The following is a 20,463-nucleotide window of genomic DNA, read 5'->3' on the forward strand; positions in this document are numbered from 1 at the left end:
CGCATTTACCGGTATTTATTATTACAACACCCAACGACCTATAACCATCATCAAATATCTTACTTTTCACTATGATTAGACAGTCACCCCGGTTAAGTAAATCGCCGGGATATACATCATTATGATTATCCCGGCGATTTAAGGTATATTGGTTTCCCTTGGTGGAAGTGTCTTATTTAAAATATTGATGAAGTGGTTCGTTCCAACTTATCTCAATGGGTTGTTAGTTTTGGCATAGTCAAAGGGTGAGATAACTTCTTGCATATTCGCATCCAGATAATCCGCCCACCACTGCAGCATCAACCTGCGCTCCCCCAGATGTTCCGCTTTATGGATGTAGGCAGCCCTAACAGAGCTACGCTCTTGATGGCTCATCTGCCGCTCTACTGCATCCCTCGACCACAATCCTGATTCAATAAGTGAACTACACGCCATCGTCCTGAAACCATGCCCACAGACTTCCGTTTTGGTGTCATAGCCCATAACTCGCAAAGCCTTGTTCACCGTGTTCTCACTCATGGGTTTACGGGGATCGTGATCGCCTACGAAAATCAGCTCTCGATTCCCATTCATGCTTTTAATCTTTTCCAGAATAGTTAAGGCTTGCCGCGACAAAGGAACAAGATGAGGAGTTCGCATCTTTGAACCACGCTGAGAATGTTTAACTCCTTCCAGCAGTTCGCGCTCACCTGGAATCGTCCACATAGCTGTTTCAAAATCTACTTCTGACCAGCGGGCAAAACGCAGCTCGCTTGAACGGATAAAAACCAACAAAGTGAGTTCAACCGCCAGTCGGGTTAACGGTCTGCCAGAATAGTGATCTATGCGATGAAGTAATTCAGGTATACGGTTAAGCTCCAGAGCCGCACGATGCTGTCTTTTCGCCGTAGCAACCGCTCCGGCAATCTCTTGCGCGGGGTTATAGTCGATTAAGCCGCTCTGCACAGCAAAGCGCATAATCGCGGTAGTTCGCTGTTGTAAACGGGCGGCGACTTCGAGTCGCCCGGATGACTCAACGGCTTTGATGGGTACAAGCAGATCCCGAGTCTTCAATTCAGCAATGTTCCGCTTACCGATGGCAGTAAAGAGATTATCTTCGAGGCTTTTCAGTACACGAGCGCTATGCGATGCAGACCACTTCTGATTGCTGGCGTGCCAGTCTCTGGCAACCACTTCAAACGTTATCGCCTCTTGTTCCTGCTCTACTTTAACGGCTTTCTTGTTCTCACTTGGATCGACACCATTAGCTAACAGCTTACGGGCTTCATCCCGGCGTGCCCGGGCATCCGCCAGCGAAACTTCAGGGTATTTCCCCAACGCCAGCATCTTCTCCTTACCACCAAAACGATAACGCAGCCGCCAGTATTTAGAACCGTTAGGGTGAACCAGCAACACCATGCCTTCACCGTCAGTAAGTTTATAGGCTTTAGCTTCAGGCTTAGCCGAACGAACTTTCACATCACTCAGAGCCATGATGAGTATCCTTTCAAGGGTCCTGTGTGGGTACAAACATAATCGAACCGGGATATACCCGCAGTTGTACCCGCATCAGTAAGTTGATGTAGATTGAATCAGGTTGACTTAGGTTGAGTGAAAAAGCGAGGAAAGCCTTGCGGATACTGGATTTCAGGCACAAAAAAAGACGTCCGTTGACGTCTATTGATGTTCCGATGGTGCCGAAGGCCGGACTCGAACCGGCACGTATCTCTACGGTTGATTTTGAATCAACTGCGTCTACCGATTTCGCCACTTCGGCACTGAAGTAGTATGCGGAAAACGGGTGAATTATACCTTCCCGCGACCAGCACGCAACACTTATCCGTTGTTCAATGAGTTAAGTGTCGAAAAAACCGCCGCAATGCGCGTTTGCCCGCCCCCTCTTCCCGCTTTGCGCCCTTCCCAATCACGTTGATGATGAACATACTGCATTGCAATGAGCATCCTGGCTCAGGCGCCACGCTCACGCAATACCATCCGCTTCCATATTCCAGCCTCGTCGCACAGAGCAATGATGAATCATGTGCCGTACGTCACTCTCTCCCGCTAGCCAGAGCCGCTCGCCCAGCTAGCGAAACAAGTTCAGGAGCCCGGCACGCCGCAACCCGCCTCCCCCATCGCCACTGTCTCACCCTGCGCATGGCAAAAACAAAATAATCCCCAGCCGCAATGACAACGCTGCAAATAATTGCAGAACAATGTGTCAGCCAATAAAGAATGAGGTTGCGTAACATTCCGAGAACACTATTTTTTCATTGGTAAATATCAGACGGGAAATATAAAGAGAGGAATAACGCCATCAAGAAAGAGACGGTATTTTCGGTTGGATAGGCTTCGAACTAAAATCACCAGAAAATAGCGCACATACCTAACAAAATGGCTGGTTAATGCCTAAAAACCAGCTGAGATCGCTTGCCTCTGCGGAGTTAATAGCTTTAAGATGGTGAAAGAAAATTTTCCCTGGTGTTGGCCAATATTGGCAACCTGGCCCTACGCGGTCAGGTTTTTTTTTGTATTTTTTATCAAAACATTACCGGGAAAGTGTATCGCCTCAAGGGATGAGAAACTAGTTAGACTAAAGTACAGTCCCTTACTAGACCTTTATAAGTTCCGGGTGGTGATTATTTCATATCGCAGAGATCAGGGCCGATACGCTATTCCGGCCTTCACGTTAATCACCACAGCGCCAAATCAATGCCAGTTAACGTTCGCCATTTCCCGAATCGAAAGATGCTGTTCGCTAGCCGATATTTTCTACCTTTAGGCTTCTCTCGGCTGATATGGCTCTGCCTGGTCGCCGGCGCAGCATTCCTACCGAAACGCCAGCCGCAGGCCGGCTTGCGCATCACTCCACCGGTTTAATCAGCCGCAGCTCCATCCCCAGACGCACGGCATGTCGGGCATTCGTGACCCCCAACTTTTTGACGACGTTGGACATATGAAACTTGATGGTGCCGGTCTTTATGCCCAGAATTATCGCCGTTTCCTGGTAGGTTTTACCCACGCTGGCCCAATAGAGGATCTCGTTTTCCCTGTCGGTAAAGCGGGCGTTTCTCTCCAGGGCTGCGGCGTTTTTTGCTGTCAGTGGGGACAACGCCAGATAGGACTCATGGATTGAGGCCAGCAATACCGAAATGTCGCCTTTACGTTCGGTGAGCGCCTGGATGGCTTCCGCTCTTTGCTCAAGGTTGAAGGCAAAGGAAAGCGTGACGAGGTTATCGTTGTAATCGTGCAGCACGAAAGTATAGCCGTGCGTTACGCCAAACTCGCGGGCCTGTTCGAACAGTTCGGGAAAATGCAGCCCTCCGTCCGCCATGATTTGCTCGTCCCAGGCGAAGGGGGTCAGGCGGTTGCGGGCGGTAAGCACCACCGGATCAATGTACTGCAACCCCTGCTCTTGATACTTTTTTACCCATTCACTCGGGTAGTTGGTGACGCCAAAGATGCAGGCAATGTCTTTTTTGGATAACACCACATACGCCCACAGGAGATCGCCCAACTCCCCTAGTGCCGCTTCCAGGCGCTTGCCGATAATGTTGCTGAGATTATATTCATCTTCCATTGGCTGTCTGCCCCCTCTCCCTGCATTGCCGCTGAGGTGACTATAGCACGACAAAAACCGCAGGCGGGGGGCATGCCGCACCCACAAAAAAGGCGCGGCCCCGCGGCCACGCCTTTCTTCACTACCGCTTGCTCCGCTACTTGCGTTTGAGCAGCATATACACGCTGATCAGCAGGAACAGCATGCTCGGCAACAACGCGCCCAGCACCGGCGGCATGCTGTAAACCAGGCTCAGCGGGCCGAAGATCTGATCCAGCACGTAGAACAGGAAGCCGAAGCTGATGCCGGTCACCACGCGGATGCCCATCGGCACGCTGCGCAGTGGGCCGAAGATGAACGACAGCGCCATCAGCATCATCACCGCCACCGACAGCGGCGAGAAGATTTTGCTCCACATGTTGAGCTGATAACGGCTGGCTTCCTGGCCGCTCTGCTTCAGGTACTTCACGTAGTTGTGCAGCCCGCTGATGGAGAGCGAATCCGGATCCAGCGCCACCACGCCCAGCTTGTCCGGGGTCAGGTTGGTTTTCCATTCGCCGGTCAGCGTCTGGGTGCCGGTCACCTGTTTCGGGTTGGTCAGATCCGAGGTGTCCACCTGCGAAAGCTGCCACAGGCCGTTCTCGAAGCTGGCGGTAGCCGCATAGCGCACCGTTTCCAGGCGACGCTGATCGTTGAAGTGGTAGATGTTCACGCCGGAGAGTTCTTTGTCGCCGGAGACGCGCTCGATGTAGATGAAGTCGTTGCCGTCCTTCGCCCACAGCCCGCTCTTGGTGGAGAGCAGCGAGCCGCCGTACATCTGCTGGGCGCGGTAGTTGCGGGCCATCTGCTCGCCCTGCGGCGCCACCCACTCGCCGATCGCCATGGTCAGCAGCACCAGCGGAATGGCGGTTTTCATCACCGAGCCGGCGATCTGCAGGCGGGTGAAGCCGGAAGCCTGCATCACCACCAGTTCGCTGCGCGTCGCCAGCTGGCCCAGGCCGAGCAGCGCGCCGAGCAGCGCCGCCATCGGGAAGAAGATCTCGATGTCTTTCGGCACGCTCAGCAGGGTGTACATGCCGGCGCTCAGCGCGGTGTATTCGCCCTGGCCGACCTTGCGCAGCTGATCGACGAACTTGATGATGCCGGACAGCGACACCAGCATGAACAGCGTCATGATGATGGTGTTGAAAATCGTTTTACCGATATACCGGTCTAATACGCCAAACATCAGGCCGCTCCTCTCAGGCGTGCGCGCAGCTTGCGCATCGGCACGGTATCCCACAGGTTCAGCGCCAGCGCGATCGCGAAGTAAACGCCGTTAACCAGCCACAGCCACAGCATCGGATCCAGCTTGCCCTTGCCGGCGTTGGAGCGCAGCGAGGTCTGCAGCAGGAAGAAGATCAGATACAGCAGGATGGCCGGCAGCATGCTCAGCACGCGGCCCTGGCGCGGGTTCACCACGCTGAGCGGCACCACCAGCAGCGCCATCAGCGCCACCGACACCACCAGCGTCAGGCGCCAGTGCAGCTCGGCGCGCGCGTCCGGATCGTCGGATTCCCACAGCGTCTGCATCGACATCTGTTCGGATTCGGTGTTGTCCGCCGCCACGGTGCGGTGGCCAATCACCGCCTTGTAGTCGGTGAAGTCGGTAATGCGGAAATCGCGCAGCAGCGCGGTGCCTTCAAAACGGGTGCCCTTGTCGAGCGTCACCACCTGCGAGCCGTCTTTCTGCTGCACGATGTTGCCGTGCTCGGCCACCACCACCGACGGGCGTTGGTTGCCGTTCGGCCGCAGCTGCGCCAGGAACACGTCGTTGAAGGTGCTGCCCTTCACGTTGCCGATAAACAGCACCGCGTTGCCGTCTTGCGAGGGTTTGAACTGCCCTTCCGCCAGCCCGGCGATGCTCGGGTTGGCCTTGGCTTCGTTCACCACCACGTCCTGATAGCGCGAGGCCCAGGGGCCGGCCCAGAACACGTTCACCGCCGCGACCGCAGAGGTGAACAGCGCCAGGATCATGGCGGCGATAATCAGGGTGCGTTTGCCCAGCCCGCAGGCGTGCATGACGGTGATTTCGCTCTCGGTATACAACCGCCCAAGCGTCATCAGCAAGCCGAGAAACAGGCTCAAAGGCAGGATGAGCTGCGCCATCTTCGGCACGCCCAGAGCGAGCAGAGAGAGTACTAAGTTTGTCGGGATATTGCCGTCCACCGCGTCGCCCAACACCCTGACCAGGTTCTGACAAAAGAAGATCAGAAGCAGGATGAACAGGATGGCGATTTGGCTCTTGAGCGTTTCCCGTACCAGATATCTTATGATGATCACGCTTATTACGCCTGTGAAAACTTGTCTTTTTGCAGGAAAATCGATAATTTCATCGCTAATCCGCCATTTATTCTCATCATATGGCAACCTTCACAGCTAAAATAGTATTACAACATCAAGCCGTTTGGGTGTCCTATAGGAACTTGCTTATAGTCGCCAAAACAGAGCAATTTACGCCGTTCAGGTTAACATAATCCGTTAACTCAAATGGCGGGAGATCGTTACGGAGTCGGTTATTCTAGCCGTAGCGTCCGCCTTTGTCTTTAAGATTCAGGAGAGTGCATGGAGTTCAGTGTAAAAAGCGGTAGCCCGGAAAAACAGCGCAGTGCCTGTATTGTAGTCGGCGTTTTCGAACCGCGCCGCCTGTCCCCTATCGCAGAACAACTCGACAAAATCAGTGATGGTTATATCAGCGCATTGCTGCGCCGCGGCGAACTGGAAGGCAAGGTCGGGCAGACGCTGCTACTGCACCATGTGCCCAACATTCTCTCCGAGCGCATCCTGCTGATCGGCTGCGGCAAAGAGCGCGAGCTCGATGAGCGCCAATACAAGCAGGTGATCCAGAAAACCATCAATACCCTCAACGACACCGGCTCGATGGAAGCGGTCTGTTTCCTGACCGAGCTGCACGTGAAAGGCCGCAACACCTATTGGAAAGTGCGTCAGGCGGTGGAAACCGCCAAAGAGACGCTCTACACCTTCGATCAGCTGAAAAGCAACAAGGTGGAGCCGCGTCGTCCGCTGCGCAAAATGGTGTTCAACGTGCCGACCCGCCGTGAGCTCACCAGCGGCGAGCGCGCCATCCAGCACGGCCTGGCGGTGGCTTCCGGCATCAAGGCGGCCAAAGATCTCGGCAACATGCCGCCGAACATCTGTAACGCCGGCTACCTGGCCTCGCAGGCCCGTCAGCTGGCGGACGCCTTCAGCACCAACATCACCACCCGCGTCATCGGCGAACAGCAGATGAAAGAGCTGGGCATGAACGCCTATCTGGCGGTCGGCGCCGGTTCGCAGAACGAATCATTGATGTCGGTGATGGAATATAAGGGCAACCCAAATCCGGACGCTAAGCCGATCGTGCTGGTAGGCAAAGGGCTGACCTTCGACTCCGGCGGCATCTCGATCAAACCGGCCGACGGCATGGACGAGATGAAATACGACATGTGCGGCGCGGCGACCGTGTACGGCGTGATGCGCGTGGTGGCGGAGCTGAACCTGCCGCTGAACGTGATCGGCGTGCTGGCCGGCTGTGAAAACATGCCGGGCGGCCGGGCGTATCGTCCGGGCGACGTGCTGACCACCATGTCCGGCCAGACCGTCGAGGTGCTCAACACCGACGCCGAAGGCCGCCTGGTGCTGTGCGATACCCTGACCTACGTCGAGCGCTTCGAGCCGGAGCTGGTGATCGATATCGCCACCCTGACCGGCGCCTGCGTGATCGCCTTGGGCCACCACATCACCGGCCTGATGTCGAACCACAATCCGCTGGCGCACGAGCTGCTGGGCGCTTCCGAGCAGGCCGGCGACCGCGCCTGGCGCCTGCCGATGGCCGACGAGTACTACGAGCAGCTGGACTCCAACTTCGCCGACATGGCGAACATCGGTGGCCGCCCTGGTGGCGCCATCACCGCCGCCTGCTTCCTGTCGCGCTTCACCCGCAAGTACACCTGGGCGCACCTGGACATCGCCGGCACCGCCTGGCGCTCCGGTAAAGCCAAGGGCGCGACCGGCCGCCCGGTGGCGCTGCTGTCGCAGTTCCTGCTCAACCGTGCAGGTCTGAACGGCGACGATTAAATACCCTTCATCTTTCAAGCCGCAGCGTTGTTGGCCGCATTCGTTCACCCCAGTCACTGACTTGATGTCAGCTCCTGGGGATGAACGAACTTGCCGCCTAGCTGCAACTTGAAATCTATTGGGTATATAATCCTCTCAGCAGCGAAGGGGTAGAGTTATCTGCTCCGTTCCCAAAAAGGGCGCAACCTACATGTTGTGCCCTGTTTTTTTATCGGCAGCGGTGGATCCTTAATGAAACAGGCGACGTTTTATTTGCTCGACAACGCGGAACCGTCAGGCGCGCTCAGCGCCCATGAGGCCGTGGCCTGCGCTGTTGCCGCCAGCGGCTTCCGTTCCGGCAAGCGGGTGCTGATCGCCTGCGAGAGCCAGGAGCAGGCCCAGCGGCTGGACGAAGCGCTGTGGCAGCGCGAGCCGCATGAATTCGTGCCGCACAACTTGGCCGGCGAAGGGCCGCACTACGGCGCGCCGGTGGAACTATGCTGGCCCGGCAAGCGCGGCAACGCCCCGCGCGATCTGCTGATCGCCCTTCTGCCGCAGTTTGCCGATTTTGCTACCGCTTTCCATGAAGTGGTAGACTTCGTTCCTTACGAAGACACTCTGAAACAGTTGGCGCGCGACCGTTACAAGGCCTATCGCAGCGTCGGCTTCCATTTGACCACGGCTACGCCGCCAACTCACTGAATACGATAAAGAATGGAAAAGACAAACAGTCAGCTCGATACCGCATACGACCCAAAACAGATCGAACAGAAGCTGTACGATCACTGGGAGAATCAGGGTTACTTCAAGCCGAACGGCGATACCAGCCAGGAAAGCTTCTGCATCATGATCCCGCCGCCGAACGTCACCGGCAGCCTGCACATGGGCCACGCGTTCCAGCAGACCATCATGGACACCATGATTCGCTATCAGCGCATGCAGGGTAAAAACACCCTGTGGCAGGCGGGCACCGACCACGCCGGCATCGCCACCCAGATGGTGGTGGAGCGCAAGATCGCCGCAGAAGAAGGCAAAACCCGCCACGACTACGGCCGTGACGCGTTCATCGACAAGATCTGGCAGTGGAAAGCGGAATCCGGCGGCACCATCACCCGCCAGATGCGCCGTCTGGGCAACTCCGTGGACTGGGAGCGCGAGCGCTTCACCATGGACGAAGGCCTGTCGAACGCGGTGCGCGAAGTGTTTGTCCGTCTGCACAAAGAAGATCTGATCTACCGCGGCAAGCGCCTGGTGAACTGGGATCCGAAGCTGCGCACCGCCATCTCCGATCTGGAAGTGGAAAACCGCGAATCCAAAGGTTCCATGTGGCACCTGCGCTACCCGCTGGCCGACGGCGCGAAAACCGCCGAGGGCAAAGACTACCTGGTGGTCGCCACCACCCGTCCGGAAACCGTGCTGGGCGATACCGGCGTGGCGGTCAACCCGGAAGATCCGCGTTATAAAGACCTGATCGGCAAAGAGATCATTCTGCCGCTGGTCGGCCGCCGCATCCGCATCGTCGGCGACGAACACGCCGATATGGAAAAAGGCACCGGCTGCGTGAAGATCACCCCGGCGCACGATTTCAACGACTACGAAGTCGGCAAACGCCACGGCCTGCCGATGATCAACATTCTGACCTTCGACGGCGACATCCGTCAGGAAGCGGAAGTGTTCAACACCCTGGGCGAAGTCTGCTCCGACTACTGCAACGAGATCCCGGCCGAGTTCCGCGGCCTGGAGCGCTTCGCGGCGCGTAAAGCGGTGGTTGCCGCCTTCGAAAATCTGGGCCTGCTGGACGAGATCAAACCGCACGACCTGACGGTGCCTTACGGCGACCGCGGCGGCGTGGTGATCGAGCCGATGCTGACCGACCAATGGTACGTGCGCACCGCGCCGCTGGCCAAAGTGGCGGTGGAAGCGGTCGAACAGGGCCAAATCGAGTTCGTGCCGAAGCAGTACGAAAACATGTACTTCAGTTGGATGCGCGACATTCAGGACTGGTGCATCTCGCGTCAGCTGTGGTGGGGCCACCGCATCCCGGCCTGGTACGACGTGAACGGCAAAGTCTATGTGGGCCGCAGCGAAGAAGAAGTGCGCAGCGAGAACAACCTGGGCGCCGACGTGGTGCTGACCCAGGACGAAGACGTGCTGGACACCTGGTTCTCGTCCGGCCTGTGGACCTTCTCCACCCTGGGCTGGCCGGAGCAGACCGACGCGCTGAAAACCTTCCACCCGACCAGCGTGATGGTCAGCGGCTTCGACATCATCTTCTTCTGGATCGCGCGCATGATCATGCTGGCCATGCACTTCATCAAGGATGAAAACGGCAAGCCGCAGGTGCCGTTCAAGACCGTCTACATGACCGGTCTTATCCGCGACGACGAAGGCCAGAAAATGTCCAAGTCGAAAGGCAACGTGATCGACCCGCTGGACATGGTCGACGGCATCTCGCTGGAAGACCTGCTGGAAAAACGCACCGGCAATATGATGCAGCCGCAGCTGGCGGAGAAAATCCGCAAGCGCACCGAGAAGCAGTTCCCGAACGGCATCGAGCCGCACGGCACCGACGCCCTGCGCTTCACCCTGGCGGCGCTGGCCTCGACCGGCCGCGACATCAACTGGGACATGAAGCGCCTGGAAGGCTACCGCAACTTCTGTAACAAGCTGTGGAACGCCAGCCGCTTCGTGCTGATGAACACCGAAGCGCACGACTGCGGCTTCAACGGCGGCGAGAAAGTGCTGTCGCTGGCGGATCGCTGGATCCTGGCCGAATTCAACCGCACGGTGAAAGCCTACCGTGAAGCGCTGGATACCTACCGCTTCGATCTGGCGGCCAACATCCTGTACGAATTCACCTGGAACCAGTTCTGCGACTGGTATCTGGAGCTGACCAAGCCTGTGGTGAGCAACGGCAGCGAAGCGGAACAGCGCGGCACCCGTCACACGCTGATTACCGTGCTGGAAGCGCTGCTGCGCCTGGCGCACCCGATCATTCCGTTCATCACCGAAACCATCTGGCAGCGCGTGAAGCCGCTGACCGGCACGGCCGCAGACACCATCATGCTGCAGCCGTTCCCGGCCTACGACGCCGCGCTGGAAGACGAGCAGGCGCTGAACGATCTGGAGTGGATCAAGCAAACCATCATCGCCGTGCGCAACATCCGCGCCGAGATGAACATCGCGCCAAGCAAAGCGCTCGACGTGCTGCTGCGCAACTGCAGCGCCGACGCCCAGCGCCGCGTGCAGGAGAACCAAAGCTTTATCGCCCGCCTGGCGCGCCTGGGATCCATCGCGCTGCTGCCGGCCGGTGAGAAAGGCCCGGTCTCCGTCACCAAGCTGGTGGACGGCGCCGAGTTGCTGATCCCGATGGCCGGTTTCATCGACAAGGACGCCGAGATCGCGCGTCTGGCCAAAGAGATGGGCAAACTGGATGCGGAAATCGCTTCGATCGAAGGCAAGCTGGCGAACGAAGGCTTCGTGGCGCGCGCGCCGGAAGCGGTGGTCGCCAAAGAACGCGATCGTCTGGCGGCCTGCAAAGAAGGTAAAGTGAAGCTGCAGGAACAGCAGGCGACCATCGCCGCGCTGTAATCCACCGGCTCACGCCAACGCCTGAAAACAGCGGGGTCTTCCCCGCTGTTTTTTTATCGCCGTTGCATCCGGGCCGGGTTAGATGTTATTACAAGATATTACTGCTGCAGGGACGCCGCCGGGAAATAACCCCCGGCGCGTTTCGTGCTGCGATAAAAACGAAAAACGAACGTGGTCTCTTTCAATGGCGAGTGTAAACATGACAACAGCAACTCCGGCGCGCCTGCTGGTGCGCCCCATCACGGCGGAAGACAATGCCGCCATTGCTCACGTCATTCGCGAAGTCTCCGCCGAGCACGGCCTGACGGCGGATAAAGGCTATACCGTCTCCGATCCCAACCTGGATGCCCTGTATCAGCTCTATAGCCTGCCGCGCAGCGCTTACTGGGTGATCGAGGTGGACGGCCAGGTCGCCGGCGGCGGCGGCATCGCGCCGCTGCAGGGCGGCGCAGACGATATTTGCGAATTGCAGAAGATGTATTTCCTGCCGGTGTTGCGCGGCAAGGGATTGGCGAAACGCCTGGCGCTGCAGGCGCTGGATTTCGCCCGCCAGCACGGCTTCCGCTGTTGTTATCTCGAAACCACCGCCAGCCTGACGCAGGCCGTCGCGCTGTACGAACACCTGGGCTTTGAACACATCGACCACGCGATGGGCGCCACCGGCCATGTCGATTGCGAAGTCACCATGCTGAAAACGCTGTAATCCTCCCCTGCCTCTTCATCAGGGCGCAGCTTGCTGCGCCTTTTTTATTAATATCGCAATCAATCAGTAAAACTCGCTATAACGCCGTTTTTCAAGCAGATAAACTGACGTTTAAAACCACGATGTAAATTTAATGTGAAGTTCGTTAATAAATTAACGATCGCAAATTGACCGCTTTTTCCCCCGCGTTACTCTGCCAGTATCCCAATCGCGCACGGAGAGCTGTCATGTCGGAAAATACCTTTGATTACATTATCGTCGGCGCCGGTTCCGCCGGCTGCGTGCTGGCGGCGCAGCTGATCCGCCGCACCCAGGCGCGGGTGCTGCTGCTGGAAGCCGGCGGCGACGACAATAACCTGTTTATCAAGATGCCGGCCGGGGTGGCCAAAATCATCGCCAAAAAGAGCTGGCCTTATGAGACGGAACCGGAACCGCACGCCAATAACCGCCGCATGCAGATCGCGCAGGGCAAGGTGCTGGGCGGCAGCAGTTCGGTCAACGGCATGATCTACCTGCGCGGCCAGCCGCAGGACTACGACGACTGGGCCGAACGCTACGGCTGCGCCGGCTGGAGCTACCGCGAGGTGCTGCCCTACTTCAAACGCGCCGAGGCCAACGAAAGCCTGTCCGACGACTACCACGGCGCCGACGGGCTGCTGCCGGTCAGCGAAAACCGCTATCGCCACCCGCTCAGCATGGCGTTTATCCGCGCCGGCCAGGAGCTGAACCTGCCCTATCGCAACGACTTCAACGGCGACAGCCAGCACGGCGTCGGTTTCTACCAAACCACCACCCACAACGGCGAACGCGCCAGCACCGCCCGCACCTACCTGAAGGCGGTGCGCGACGAACGGCGGCTGGTGGTGAAACTGAACGCCCTGGCGCATCGGCTGACCTTCGAGGGCAACGTCGCCACCGGCGTGGTCTACAGCCAGAACGGCGGCGCCGAAGTGACCGCTCGCGCCACCAAAGAGGTGATCGTCAGCGCCGGCGCGGTCGGTTCGCCGAAGCTGCTGATGCTGTCCGGCATCGGCCCGCGCGACCACCTGCAGCAGCTGGGCATCGAGGTGCGGGCGGATCTGCCGGTGGGCAAAAACTTCCACGACCATCTGCACATGTCGATCAACGTCAGCACCCGCGAGCCGATCAGCCTGTTCGGCGCCGATCGCGGCCTGCAGGCGCTGAGCCACGGCGCGCAGTGGCTGGCGTTTCGCAGCGGGGTGCTCTCATCCAACGTGCTGGAAGGCGCCGCCTTCACCGACAGCCAGGGCGACGGCCGGCCGGACGTGCAGATCCACTTCCTGCCGCTGCTGGACAGCTGGGACGACGTGCCCGGCGAGCCGCTGCCGAACATTCACGGCTTCACGCTCAAGGTCGGCTACCTGCAGCCGAAGGCGCGCGGCGAAGTGCAGCTGCGCAGCAGCAACCCGCGCGATCCGGTCAAGCTGCACGCCAACTACCTCGGCCACCCGGACGATCTGGCCGGCAGCGTGCGCGCGGTGAAGTTCGGCCTGGATTTCCTGCAAACCGCGGCGCTGAAGCCGCTGATCAAAGATCTGCTGATGCCGCAGCCGGAGTGGACGCGCGATGAAGCGCAGCTGGAAGAATTCGTGCGCAACTTCTGCAAGACGGTGTATCACCCGGTGGGCAGTTGCCGCATGGGGCCGTCGCCACAGGACGCGGTGACCGATCCGCAGCTGCGGGTGCACGGTTTTGAACGGTTGCGGGTGATCGACTGCTCGGTGATGCCGCAGCTCACCAGCGGCAACACCAATGCGCCGACCATCATGCTGGCGGAAAAGGCGGTAGATTTGTTGCTGGGCGCGCCGCAGTAAGGGCGCGCCTCAACGTCAGGCGGCGGCGGGCACGCCGCTGTGGAAACGCAGCTCGCTGTCCGGCGACAGGATCAGCTCAGCTTCGAGGCGGCCGAAATGCGCCACCCGTTCGCTGATGTCGCCGCCGGCGATCTGCTCGGCCAATGTCAGGTAGTCCTGGTAATGCCGCGCTTCGGATCGCAGCAGCGAAACGTAAAAGCGGTTCAACTCGTCGTCCAGGTGCGGCGCCAGCTTGGCGAAGCGTTCGCAGGATCGCGCTTCGATGTAGGCGCCGCAGATCAGTTTATCGATCAGCGTCGCCGGATCGTGGGTGCGGATCTCGCGGATCATGCCCTTGGCGTAGCGGCTGGCGGTGATCTTGCGATACGGGATCCCGCGTGCCTGCATGATCTCCAGCACCTGCGAGAAGTGATGCAGCTCTTCCTTGATCAACAGCACCATGCGATCCGCCAGATCCTGGCCGTAGGCCGAGCCGTTTTTCGGCAGGATCTTGCGGGTGAACTGGCCCTGGCGGAACAGCGTGTCCGGCGCGCCCTGCGCTTCGTGCAGAAACGCCTCGTAGGGCCGCAGCAGCGCCAACAGCGCGTCGCCGCTCTCTTTGTCCGCCACATAGCGGCGGATCAGCCACATGCCGGTCTGCGCGGCCTTCAGCTCGCACACCAGGTGGTCGGTCAGCAACAGCTGCAGGTTTTCCGGACGGCGCGCGGCGTCGATCCAGGCGTCGGGAGTTTCACAGTGCAGGAAGCTTAAAATCGGGGCTAACAGGGATTGGTATGTCATCGGCTTCATTGCCCTATGTATTTCAAGTTGCAGCTAGGCGGCCAGCTCACTCATCCCCAGGAGCTTACTCAGGTAAGTGACTGGGGTGAGAGAGTGCAGCCAACAACGCTGCAGCTTGAAAGACGACGGGGATATCAGGGGCCGACGAGAGCCGGCCCATGTGAATAAGCGGGGTTAATTAGTGGCGTTTGCCGTCGTCGTCTTCGTCGATGTAGTCGCCGTCTTCGTCATCCTCACCGTCTTCACCGTTCGGATCTTCGAAGTAGGTGCCCCAGCCGTCGTAGTTGACGCCGCAGCGTTCCGCCAGCGCCACCAGCTGCTCGACCTGGGCGTCGATCAGTTCGGCGTTCAGGCCGACTTCGCTGATCACGTCGCAGCACATCACCAGCGAACCGTCTTCCACTTCCAGCTCTTCGGCGTCGGTCACTTCGTAGCCCAACTTGAAGGCTTCAACGGCGGCCTGCTCCAGAACCTCAAATTTCTCGGCGGACAGATGGTGCTCGATGGTGTAGAGCGCGTCCGGATCGCTGCCGTCTTCCAGCAGTTCTTCGATGATCAGGCGGGTCTCTTCACGTTGTTCTTCCAGCAATTCGCGGTTTGCCATGCCTATATCCTCAAGTCAAATGGCCTTCATTCCTTCTATTTTCACACACCGCCGACATTGCTTCCACGATAAACGTGAAAGATTTCCTCGCCGGGGTTGAAATTGAATATTCATACATATAAAGTGAATTTTAATTCAATTAAACAATCAGGGAATCGGACTATGAGCACCGGCAATGCGTTCTACCAACGTCACTTTCTGAGGTTAATGGATTTCACCCCCGCCGAACTGCAGGCGCTGCTGAAGCTGGCGGCCGATCTGAAACAGGCCAAAAAGCAGGGGCGGGAACCGCGCCGGCTGCTGGGCAAAAACATTGCGCTCATCTTCGAAAAAGACTCGACCCGCACGCGATGCTCTTTCGAAGTTGCCGCATTCGATCAGGGCGCGCAGGTGACCTATCTCGGCCCAAGCGGCAGCCAGATCGGCCATAAAGAGTCGATGAAAGACACCGCCCGGGTGCTGGGCCGCCTGTACGACGGCATTCAGTATCGCGGCTACGGCCAGGCGCTGGTGGAAACCCTGGCGGAACATGCCGGCGTGCCGGTGTGGAACGGCCTGACCGACGAGTTCCACCCTACCCAATTGCTGGCGGATCTGCTCACCGTGCAGGAACACCTGCCGGGCAAGGCGCTGAGTGAAGTGAAGCTGGCGTACGTCGGCGACGCGCGCAACAACATGGGCAACACGCTGCTGGAAGCCGCCGCGCTGGCGGGCATGGATCTGCGGCTGGTGGCGCCGAAGGCCTGCTGGCCGCAGCCGGAGCTGGTGGCCGAATGCCAGGCGCTGGCGCAGCAAACCGGCGCGAAACTCACCCTGACCGAAGACATCGCCGAAGGGGTGCAAGACGCCGACTTCCTCTACACCGACGTGTGGGTGTCGATGGGCGAACCGAAAGAAACCTGGCAAGAGCGTATCGCGCTGCTGCGGCCGTATCAGGTCAACATGGCGATGCTGAAACTGACCGGCAACCCGAACGTGAAGTTCCTGCACTGCCTGCCGGCGTTCCACGACGACCAAACCACGCTCGGCAAGCAGATGGCGCAACAGTACGATCTGCACGGCGGCATGGAAGTGACCGACGAGGTGTTCGAGTCAGCGCACAGCGTGGTGTTCGATCAGGCGGAAAACCGGCTGCATACCATCAAGGCGGTGCTGGTCGCCACGCTGAGCGAAACCCTCTGACAATCCTCCTCCGCCCTGGCGCCCCCGGCCAGGGCGGCTAATATATTCCAGGAATATCAAATAGCGCATTGACCTTTGCCCGCCGCCGGCAAAGGTTCTACCGTGACAGGCCGACGGCGCCCGCGCCGTAAAAACCAACGATAACAAACCGTTCGCAGCGCCGCCCAGCGGCGCCTTCAGGGGATACACACCGATGAAAACCAAACTCTTGCCGCTGTTCCTGCTCGCCGCCCTGCCCGCCGCCGCGTTGGCCGCCACGCCGCCGAATACGCTGGTGGTGGTGCAATCGCTGGATGACATCGTCAGCCTCGATCCGGCGGAAGCCAACGAACTCTCCAGCATCCAGACGGTGCCCAGCCTGTATCAGCGGCTGGTGCAGGCGGATCGCGACGATCCGGCCAAGGTGGCGCCGGTGCTGGCGGAAAGCTGGCGGGGCGATGCGGCGGCCAAAACGCTGACGGTGAAACTGCGGCCGCAGGCGGCGTTCGCCTCCGGCAACCCGCTGACCGCCGACGACGTGATCTTCTCTTACAGCCGCGCGGTGAAAATGAATAAGTCGCCGGCGTTCATCCTCAACGTGCTCGGCTGGCAGCCGGACAACATCGACGCGCAGCTCAAGAAGATCGACGAACATACCGTGCAGCTGCGCTGGACGGCGGACGTCAGCCCGGCGGTGGCGCTGAATATCCTCTCGACGCCGATCGCCTCGATCGTCGACAGCAAAGCGGCGCTGGCCAACGTCAAAGACGGCGACTTCGGCAACGCCTGGCTGAAGATGCACTCCGCCGGCAGCGGTCCGTTCAAGATGCGTGTCTATCAGCCGCACCAGGCGATCGTGCTGGACGCCAATCCCACCACGCCGGGCGACAAGCCGCAGCTGAAAAACATCATCATTAAAAACGTGCCGGATCCGGCCACCCGCCGCCTGCTGCTCCAGCAGGGCGACGCCGATATCGCCCGCGAACTGGGCGCCGACCAGACCGACACGCTGAAGAACCAGCCGGGCGTCAAGGTGCTGGAGATCCCGTCCGCCGAGCAAAACTATCTGGTGTTCAACACCGGCAACGGCGCCAATCCGCTGCTGAACAACCCGGCCTTCTGGGAAGCGGCGCGCTACCTGGTGGATTATCAGGGCATCACGAAGGATCTGCTGAAGGGCCAATACTTCGTGCACCAGAGCTTCCTGCCGGTCGGGCTGCCGGGCGCGCTGGAGACCAACCCGTTCAGCTACGATCCGGCCAAGGCGAAAGCCATTCTGGCCAAGGCGGGCATCACCCACGCCGCCTTTACGCTGGACGTGGAGAACAAACCGCCGTTCATCACCATCGCGCAGGCGCTGCAGGGCAGCTTCGCCGCCGCCGGCGTGAAGATCGAGCTGCTGCCGGCCGCGGGCAGCCAGGTTTACTCGCGCGTGCGCGCCAGGCAGCATCAGGCGGCGATCCGGCTGTGGATCCCGGATTACTTCGACGCCCACTCCAACGCCAGCGCCTTCGCTTACAACGACGGCAAGAGCAGCACGGTGGCCGGGCTGAACGGCTGGCAGATCCCGCAGTTGAATAAGCAGACGCTGGCGGCGCTGGCCGAAGCCGATCCGGCCAAGCGCCGCGCGCTGTACACCGCCATGCAGCAGGAGCTGCAGCGCAGTTCGCCGTACGTGTTTATCGATCAGGCTAAAACCGAAGTGGTGCTGCGCGACAACGTCAAAGGCTATCAACAAGGGTTGAACGCCGACATGGTCTACTACGATCGCGTCAGCAAATAGCCGGCGATCGGTCATCGCTGGCCAATCGATTGCGGGGCGGCAAAAAACGGCGTTTTAACGCTTGCAGTGGCGAAAAGCGCGAGTATAATGCGCCACAATTTGCCAGGAGAAAGCATGAAAAACGACGTTTGTTTTGTTAGCCGCAATCGACAAAACCGACTGCCTATCGGCGGCCAGCTGCCGTTGTTTCTCCTGTTGCTAAACCGATCTTTTCAAGCCCCTCATTGAGGGGCTTTTTTTTGCCTTAAAAAGTCCCGCGCCACGGGCACGCGTCGAGGAGGAGTGAAAAATGGCCAACCCGCTGTATCACAAACACATCATCTCTATTAACGATCTCAGCCGCGAGGATCTGGAGCTGGTGCTGCGCACCGCCGCCGGTCTGAAAGCCAACCCGCAGCCGGAGCTGTTGAAACACAAGGTGATCGCCAGCTGCTTCTTCGAAGCCTCGACCCGTACCCGCCTGTCGTTCGAAACCTCGATGCACCGCCTCGGCGCCTCGGTGGTCGGTTTCGCCGACGGCAGCAACACCTCGCTCGGCAAGAAAGGCGAAACCCTGGCCGACACCATCTCGGTGATCAGCACCTACGTGGACGCCATCGTGATGCGCCATCCGCAGGAAGGCGCGGCGCGCATGGCCTCGGAGTTCTCCGGCAACGTGCCGGTGCTTAACGCCGGCGACGGCGCCAACCAGCACCCGACCCAGACCCTGCTGGATCTGTTCACCATCCAGGAAACCCAGGGCCGCCTGAGCAACCTCAGCATCGCCATGGTCGGCGACCTGAAGTACGGCCGCACCGTGCACTCGCTCACCCAGGCGCTGGCCAAGTTCGAAGGCAACCGCTTCTACTTCATCGCCCCGGACGCGCTGGCGATGCCGGCCTACATCCTGAAAATGCTGGAAGAGAAAGGTATCGAGTACAGCCTGCACGGCAGCATTGAAGAAGTGGTGCCGGAGCTGGATATTCTCTACATGACCCGGGTGCAGAAAGAGCGCCTCGATCCGTCCGAGTACGCCAACGTGAAGGCGCAGTTCGTGCTGCGCGCCGCGGATCTGGCCGGCGCGCGCGCCAACCTCAAGGTGCTGCACCCGCTGCCGCGCATCGACGAGATCGCCACCGACGTGGATAAAACGCCGCACGCTTACTACTTCCAGCAGGCGGGCAACGGCATCTTCGCCCGCCAGGCGCTGCTGGCGCTGGTGCTCAACGCAGATTTGGCTCTTTAAGGGGGAACCGCCATGACTCATGACAACAAACTGCAGGTGGAAGCGATCAAATGCGGCACGGTAATCGACCACATTCCGGCACAGATCGGTTTCAAACTGCTGACGCTGTTCAAACTGACCGCCACCGACCAGCGCATCACCATCGGCCTGAACCTGCCCTCCAACGAGCTGGGCCGCAAGGATCTGATCAAGATCGAGAACACCTTCCTGACCGAGCAGCAGGCCAACCAACTGGCGATGTACGCGCCGAAGGCCACGGTAAACCGCATCGACAACTATGAAGTGGTGCGCAAGCTGACCCTCAGCCTGCCGGACCACATCGACGGCGTGCTGACCTGCCCGAACGGCAACTGCATCAGCCGCAGCGAGCCGGTGGCGTCGAGCTTCAGCGTCAAATCGCGCGGCGGCGAAGTGCACCTGAAATGCCGCTACTGCGAAAAAGAGTTCGAGCATCAGGTGGTGTTGCAGGCGGATTGAATCTGCTCATTTACCGGGTCGGCGCTGTTAATCCGCTCGCCACTCCCTATAATGAGTCCCTGAAGATAATCTACCCACGTTGCTACCCAATGGATTTCGAGCCGCAGCTAGGCGGCAAGTTCGAGAGTCCCCAGGAGCTGACTCAAGTCAGTGACTGGGGCGAGCGTACGCAGCCAACAACGCTGCGGTTTGAAAGACGAAGGGTATATTAGGAGAAAAAATGTCACGTAATATCAGCACTGAACTCGCCCCGGCAGCCATTGGTCCTTACGTGCAGGGCGTTGATCTGGGCAGCATGATCATCACTTCCGGCCAGATCCCGGTCGATCCGAAAACCGGCGCCGTCGCCGACGACGTCGCCGCACAGGCGCGCCAGTCGCTGGAAAACGTCAAGGCGATCGTCGAAGCCGCCGGCCTGCTCGTTGCCGACATCGTGAAAACCACCGTGTTCGTGAAAGACCTGAACGACTTCGCCACCGTCAACGCCGCGTACGAAGCCTTCTTCACCGAGCACAGCGCGCCGTTCCCGGCCCGCTCCTGCGTAGAAGTGGCGCGTCTGCCGAAAGACGTGAAGATCGAAATCGAAGCCATCGCCGTGCGTCGTTAATCGACGCGCACGCGAATCACGGTCAGCTTCGGCTGGCCGTTTTTATTGATAATAATTTTTTAAC

The 20,463-nt window shown here is 59.2% G+C and carries 16 protein-coding genes and 1 tRNA gene; 10 read left to right on the forward strand and 7 right to left on the reverse strand.

Features of this window, described 5'->3' with window-relative positions; translation table 11 throughout:
* Positions 1–207: 207 nt before the first annotated feature.
* From CRO23_RS21355 to lptF, 5 genes are all read right to left on the reverse strand, one after another.
* On the reverse strand, positions 208–1,473 hold the full coding sequence (locus CRO23_RS21355; protein ID WP_097102871.1) for a tyrosine-type recombinase/integrase: 1,266 nt from the start codon (positions 1,471–1,473) through the stop codon (positions 208–210).
* Between the two features lie 198 nt (positions 1,474–1,671).
* Positions 1,672–1,756 (reverse strand) — tRNA-Leu (locus CRO23_RS21360).
* A 1,086-nt stretch (positions 1,757–2,842) separates the two neighbouring features.
* Positions 2,843–3,559, reverse strand: coding sequence for a LuxR family transcriptional regulator (locus tag CRO23_RS21365; RefSeq protein WP_097102873.1), 717 nt, complete (start codon positions 3,557–3,559; stop codon positions 2,843–2,845).
* Between the two features lie 136 nt (positions 3,560–3,695).
* A complete protein-coding gene (gene lptG, locus CRO23_RS21370; protein ID WP_004933350.1) occupies positions 3,696–4,766 on the reverse strand; it encodes an LPS export ABC transporter permease LptG in 1,071 nt (356 codons plus the stop codon).
* Positions 4,766–5,860, reverse strand: coding sequence for an LPS export ABC transporter permease LptF (gene lptF, locus CRO23_RS21375; protein WP_016929274.1), 1,095 nt, complete (start codon positions 5,858–5,860; stop codon positions 4,766–4,768). The genes lptG and lptF overlap by 1 nt, the downstream gene beginning before the upstream one ends.
* A 282-nt stretch (positions 5,861–6,142) precedes the next feature.
* Here lptF and pepA point away from each other — a divergent pair, with 282 nt between their 5' ends.
* From pepA to CRO23_RS21400, 5 genes are all read left to right on the forward strand, one after another.
* Complete coding sequence (pepA, locus tag CRO23_RS21380; protein WP_004933352.1) at positions 6,143–7,654, forward strand: leucyl aminopeptidase; 1,512 nt, start codon at positions 6,143–6,145, stop codon at positions 7,652–7,654.
* 231 nt (positions 7,655–7,885) lie between these two features.
* Positions 7,886–8,335, forward strand: coding sequence for a DNA polymerase III subunit chi (locus CRO23_RS21385; RefSeq protein WP_025305119.1), 450 nt, complete (start codon positions 7,886–7,888; stop codon positions 8,333–8,335).
* 12 nt (positions 8,336–8,347) lie between these two features.
* Positions 8,348–11,224, forward strand: a complete 2,877-nt coding sequence (locus tag CRO23_RS21390; protein WP_097102875.1) for a valine--tRNA ligase — start codon at positions 8,348–8,350, stop codon at positions 11,222–11,224.
* Between the two features lie 199 nt (positions 11,225–11,423).
* The gene (locus tag CRO23_RS21395; RefSeq protein WP_016929277.1) at positions 11,424–11,927 is read left to right on the forward strand and encodes a GNAT family N-acetyltransferase; all 504 of its coding nucleotides are present in this window, start codon (positions 11,424–11,426) and stop codon (positions 11,925–11,927) included.
* A 227-nt stretch (positions 11,928–12,154) separates the two neighbouring features.
* On the forward strand, positions 12,155–13,762 hold the full coding sequence (locus CRO23_RS21400; RefSeq protein ID WP_016929278.1) for a GMC family oxidoreductase: 1,608 nt from the start codon (positions 12,155–12,157) through the stop codon (positions 13,760–13,762).
* 15 nt (positions 13,763–13,777) lie between these two features.
* On the opposite strand, the gene miaE is transcribed toward CRO23_RS21400, so the two are convergent.
* Together miaE and rraB are read right to left on the reverse strand one after the other, a co-directional pair.
* Positions 13,778–14,542 (reverse strand): tRNA isopentenyl-2-thiomethyl-A-37 hydroxylase MiaE, encoded by a 765-nt coding sequence (gene miaE, locus CRO23_RS21405; RefSeq protein WP_015376459.1) that lies wholly within the window; start codon positions 14,540–14,542, stop codon positions 13,778–13,780.
* Positions 14,543–14,720: 178 nt separating this feature from the next.
* Positions 14,721–15,146, reverse strand: a complete 426-nt coding sequence (gene rraB, locus CRO23_RS21415) for a ribonuclease E inhibitor RraB (protein WP_004933365.1) — start codon at positions 15,144–15,146, stop codon at positions 14,721–14,723.
* Positions 15,147–15,308: 162 nt separating this feature from the next.
* Between rraB and argF the strand changes: the two genes are divergently transcribed.
* From argF to ridA, 5 genes are all read left to right on the forward strand, one after another.
* Positions 15,309–16,328, forward strand: a complete 1,020-nt coding sequence (argF, locus tag CRO23_RS21420) for an ornithine carbamoyltransferase (RefSeq protein ID WP_016929280.1) — start codon at positions 15,309–15,311, stop codon at positions 16,326–16,328.
* 193 nt (positions 16,329–16,521) lie between these two features.
* A complete protein-coding gene (locus tag CRO23_RS21425; protein WP_097102877.1) occupies positions 16,522–18,090 on the forward strand; it encodes an ABC transporter substrate-binding protein in 1,569 nt (522 codons plus the stop codon).
* 289 nt (positions 18,091–18,379) lie between these two features.
* Positions 18,380–19,315, forward strand: coding sequence for an aspartate carbamoyltransferase (pyrB, locus tag CRO23_RS21430; protein WP_004933375.1), 936 nt, complete (start codon positions 18,380–18,382; stop codon positions 19,313–19,315).
* 12 nt (positions 19,316–19,327) lie between these two features.
* On the forward strand, positions 19,328–19,792 hold the full coding sequence (gene pyrI, locus CRO23_RS21435; RefSeq protein WP_004933377.1) for an aspartate carbamoyltransferase regulatory subunit: 465 nt from the start codon (positions 19,328–19,330) through the stop codon (positions 19,790–19,792).
* A 220-nt stretch (positions 19,793–20,012) separates the two neighbouring features.
* Positions 20,013–20,399, forward strand: a complete 387-nt coding sequence (gene ridA / locus CRO23_RS21445; protein WP_049300809.1) for a 2-iminobutanoate/2-iminopropanoate deaminase — start codon at positions 20,013–20,015, stop codon at positions 20,397–20,399.
* Positions 20,400–20,463 lie beyond the last annotated feature (64 nt).

This window comes from Serratia sp. JKS296 (assembly GCF_900215445.1).
GTDB classification, from domain to species: domain Bacteria; phylum Pseudomonadota; class Gammaproteobacteria; order Enterobacterales; family Enterobacteriaceae; genus Serratia; species Serratia marcescens.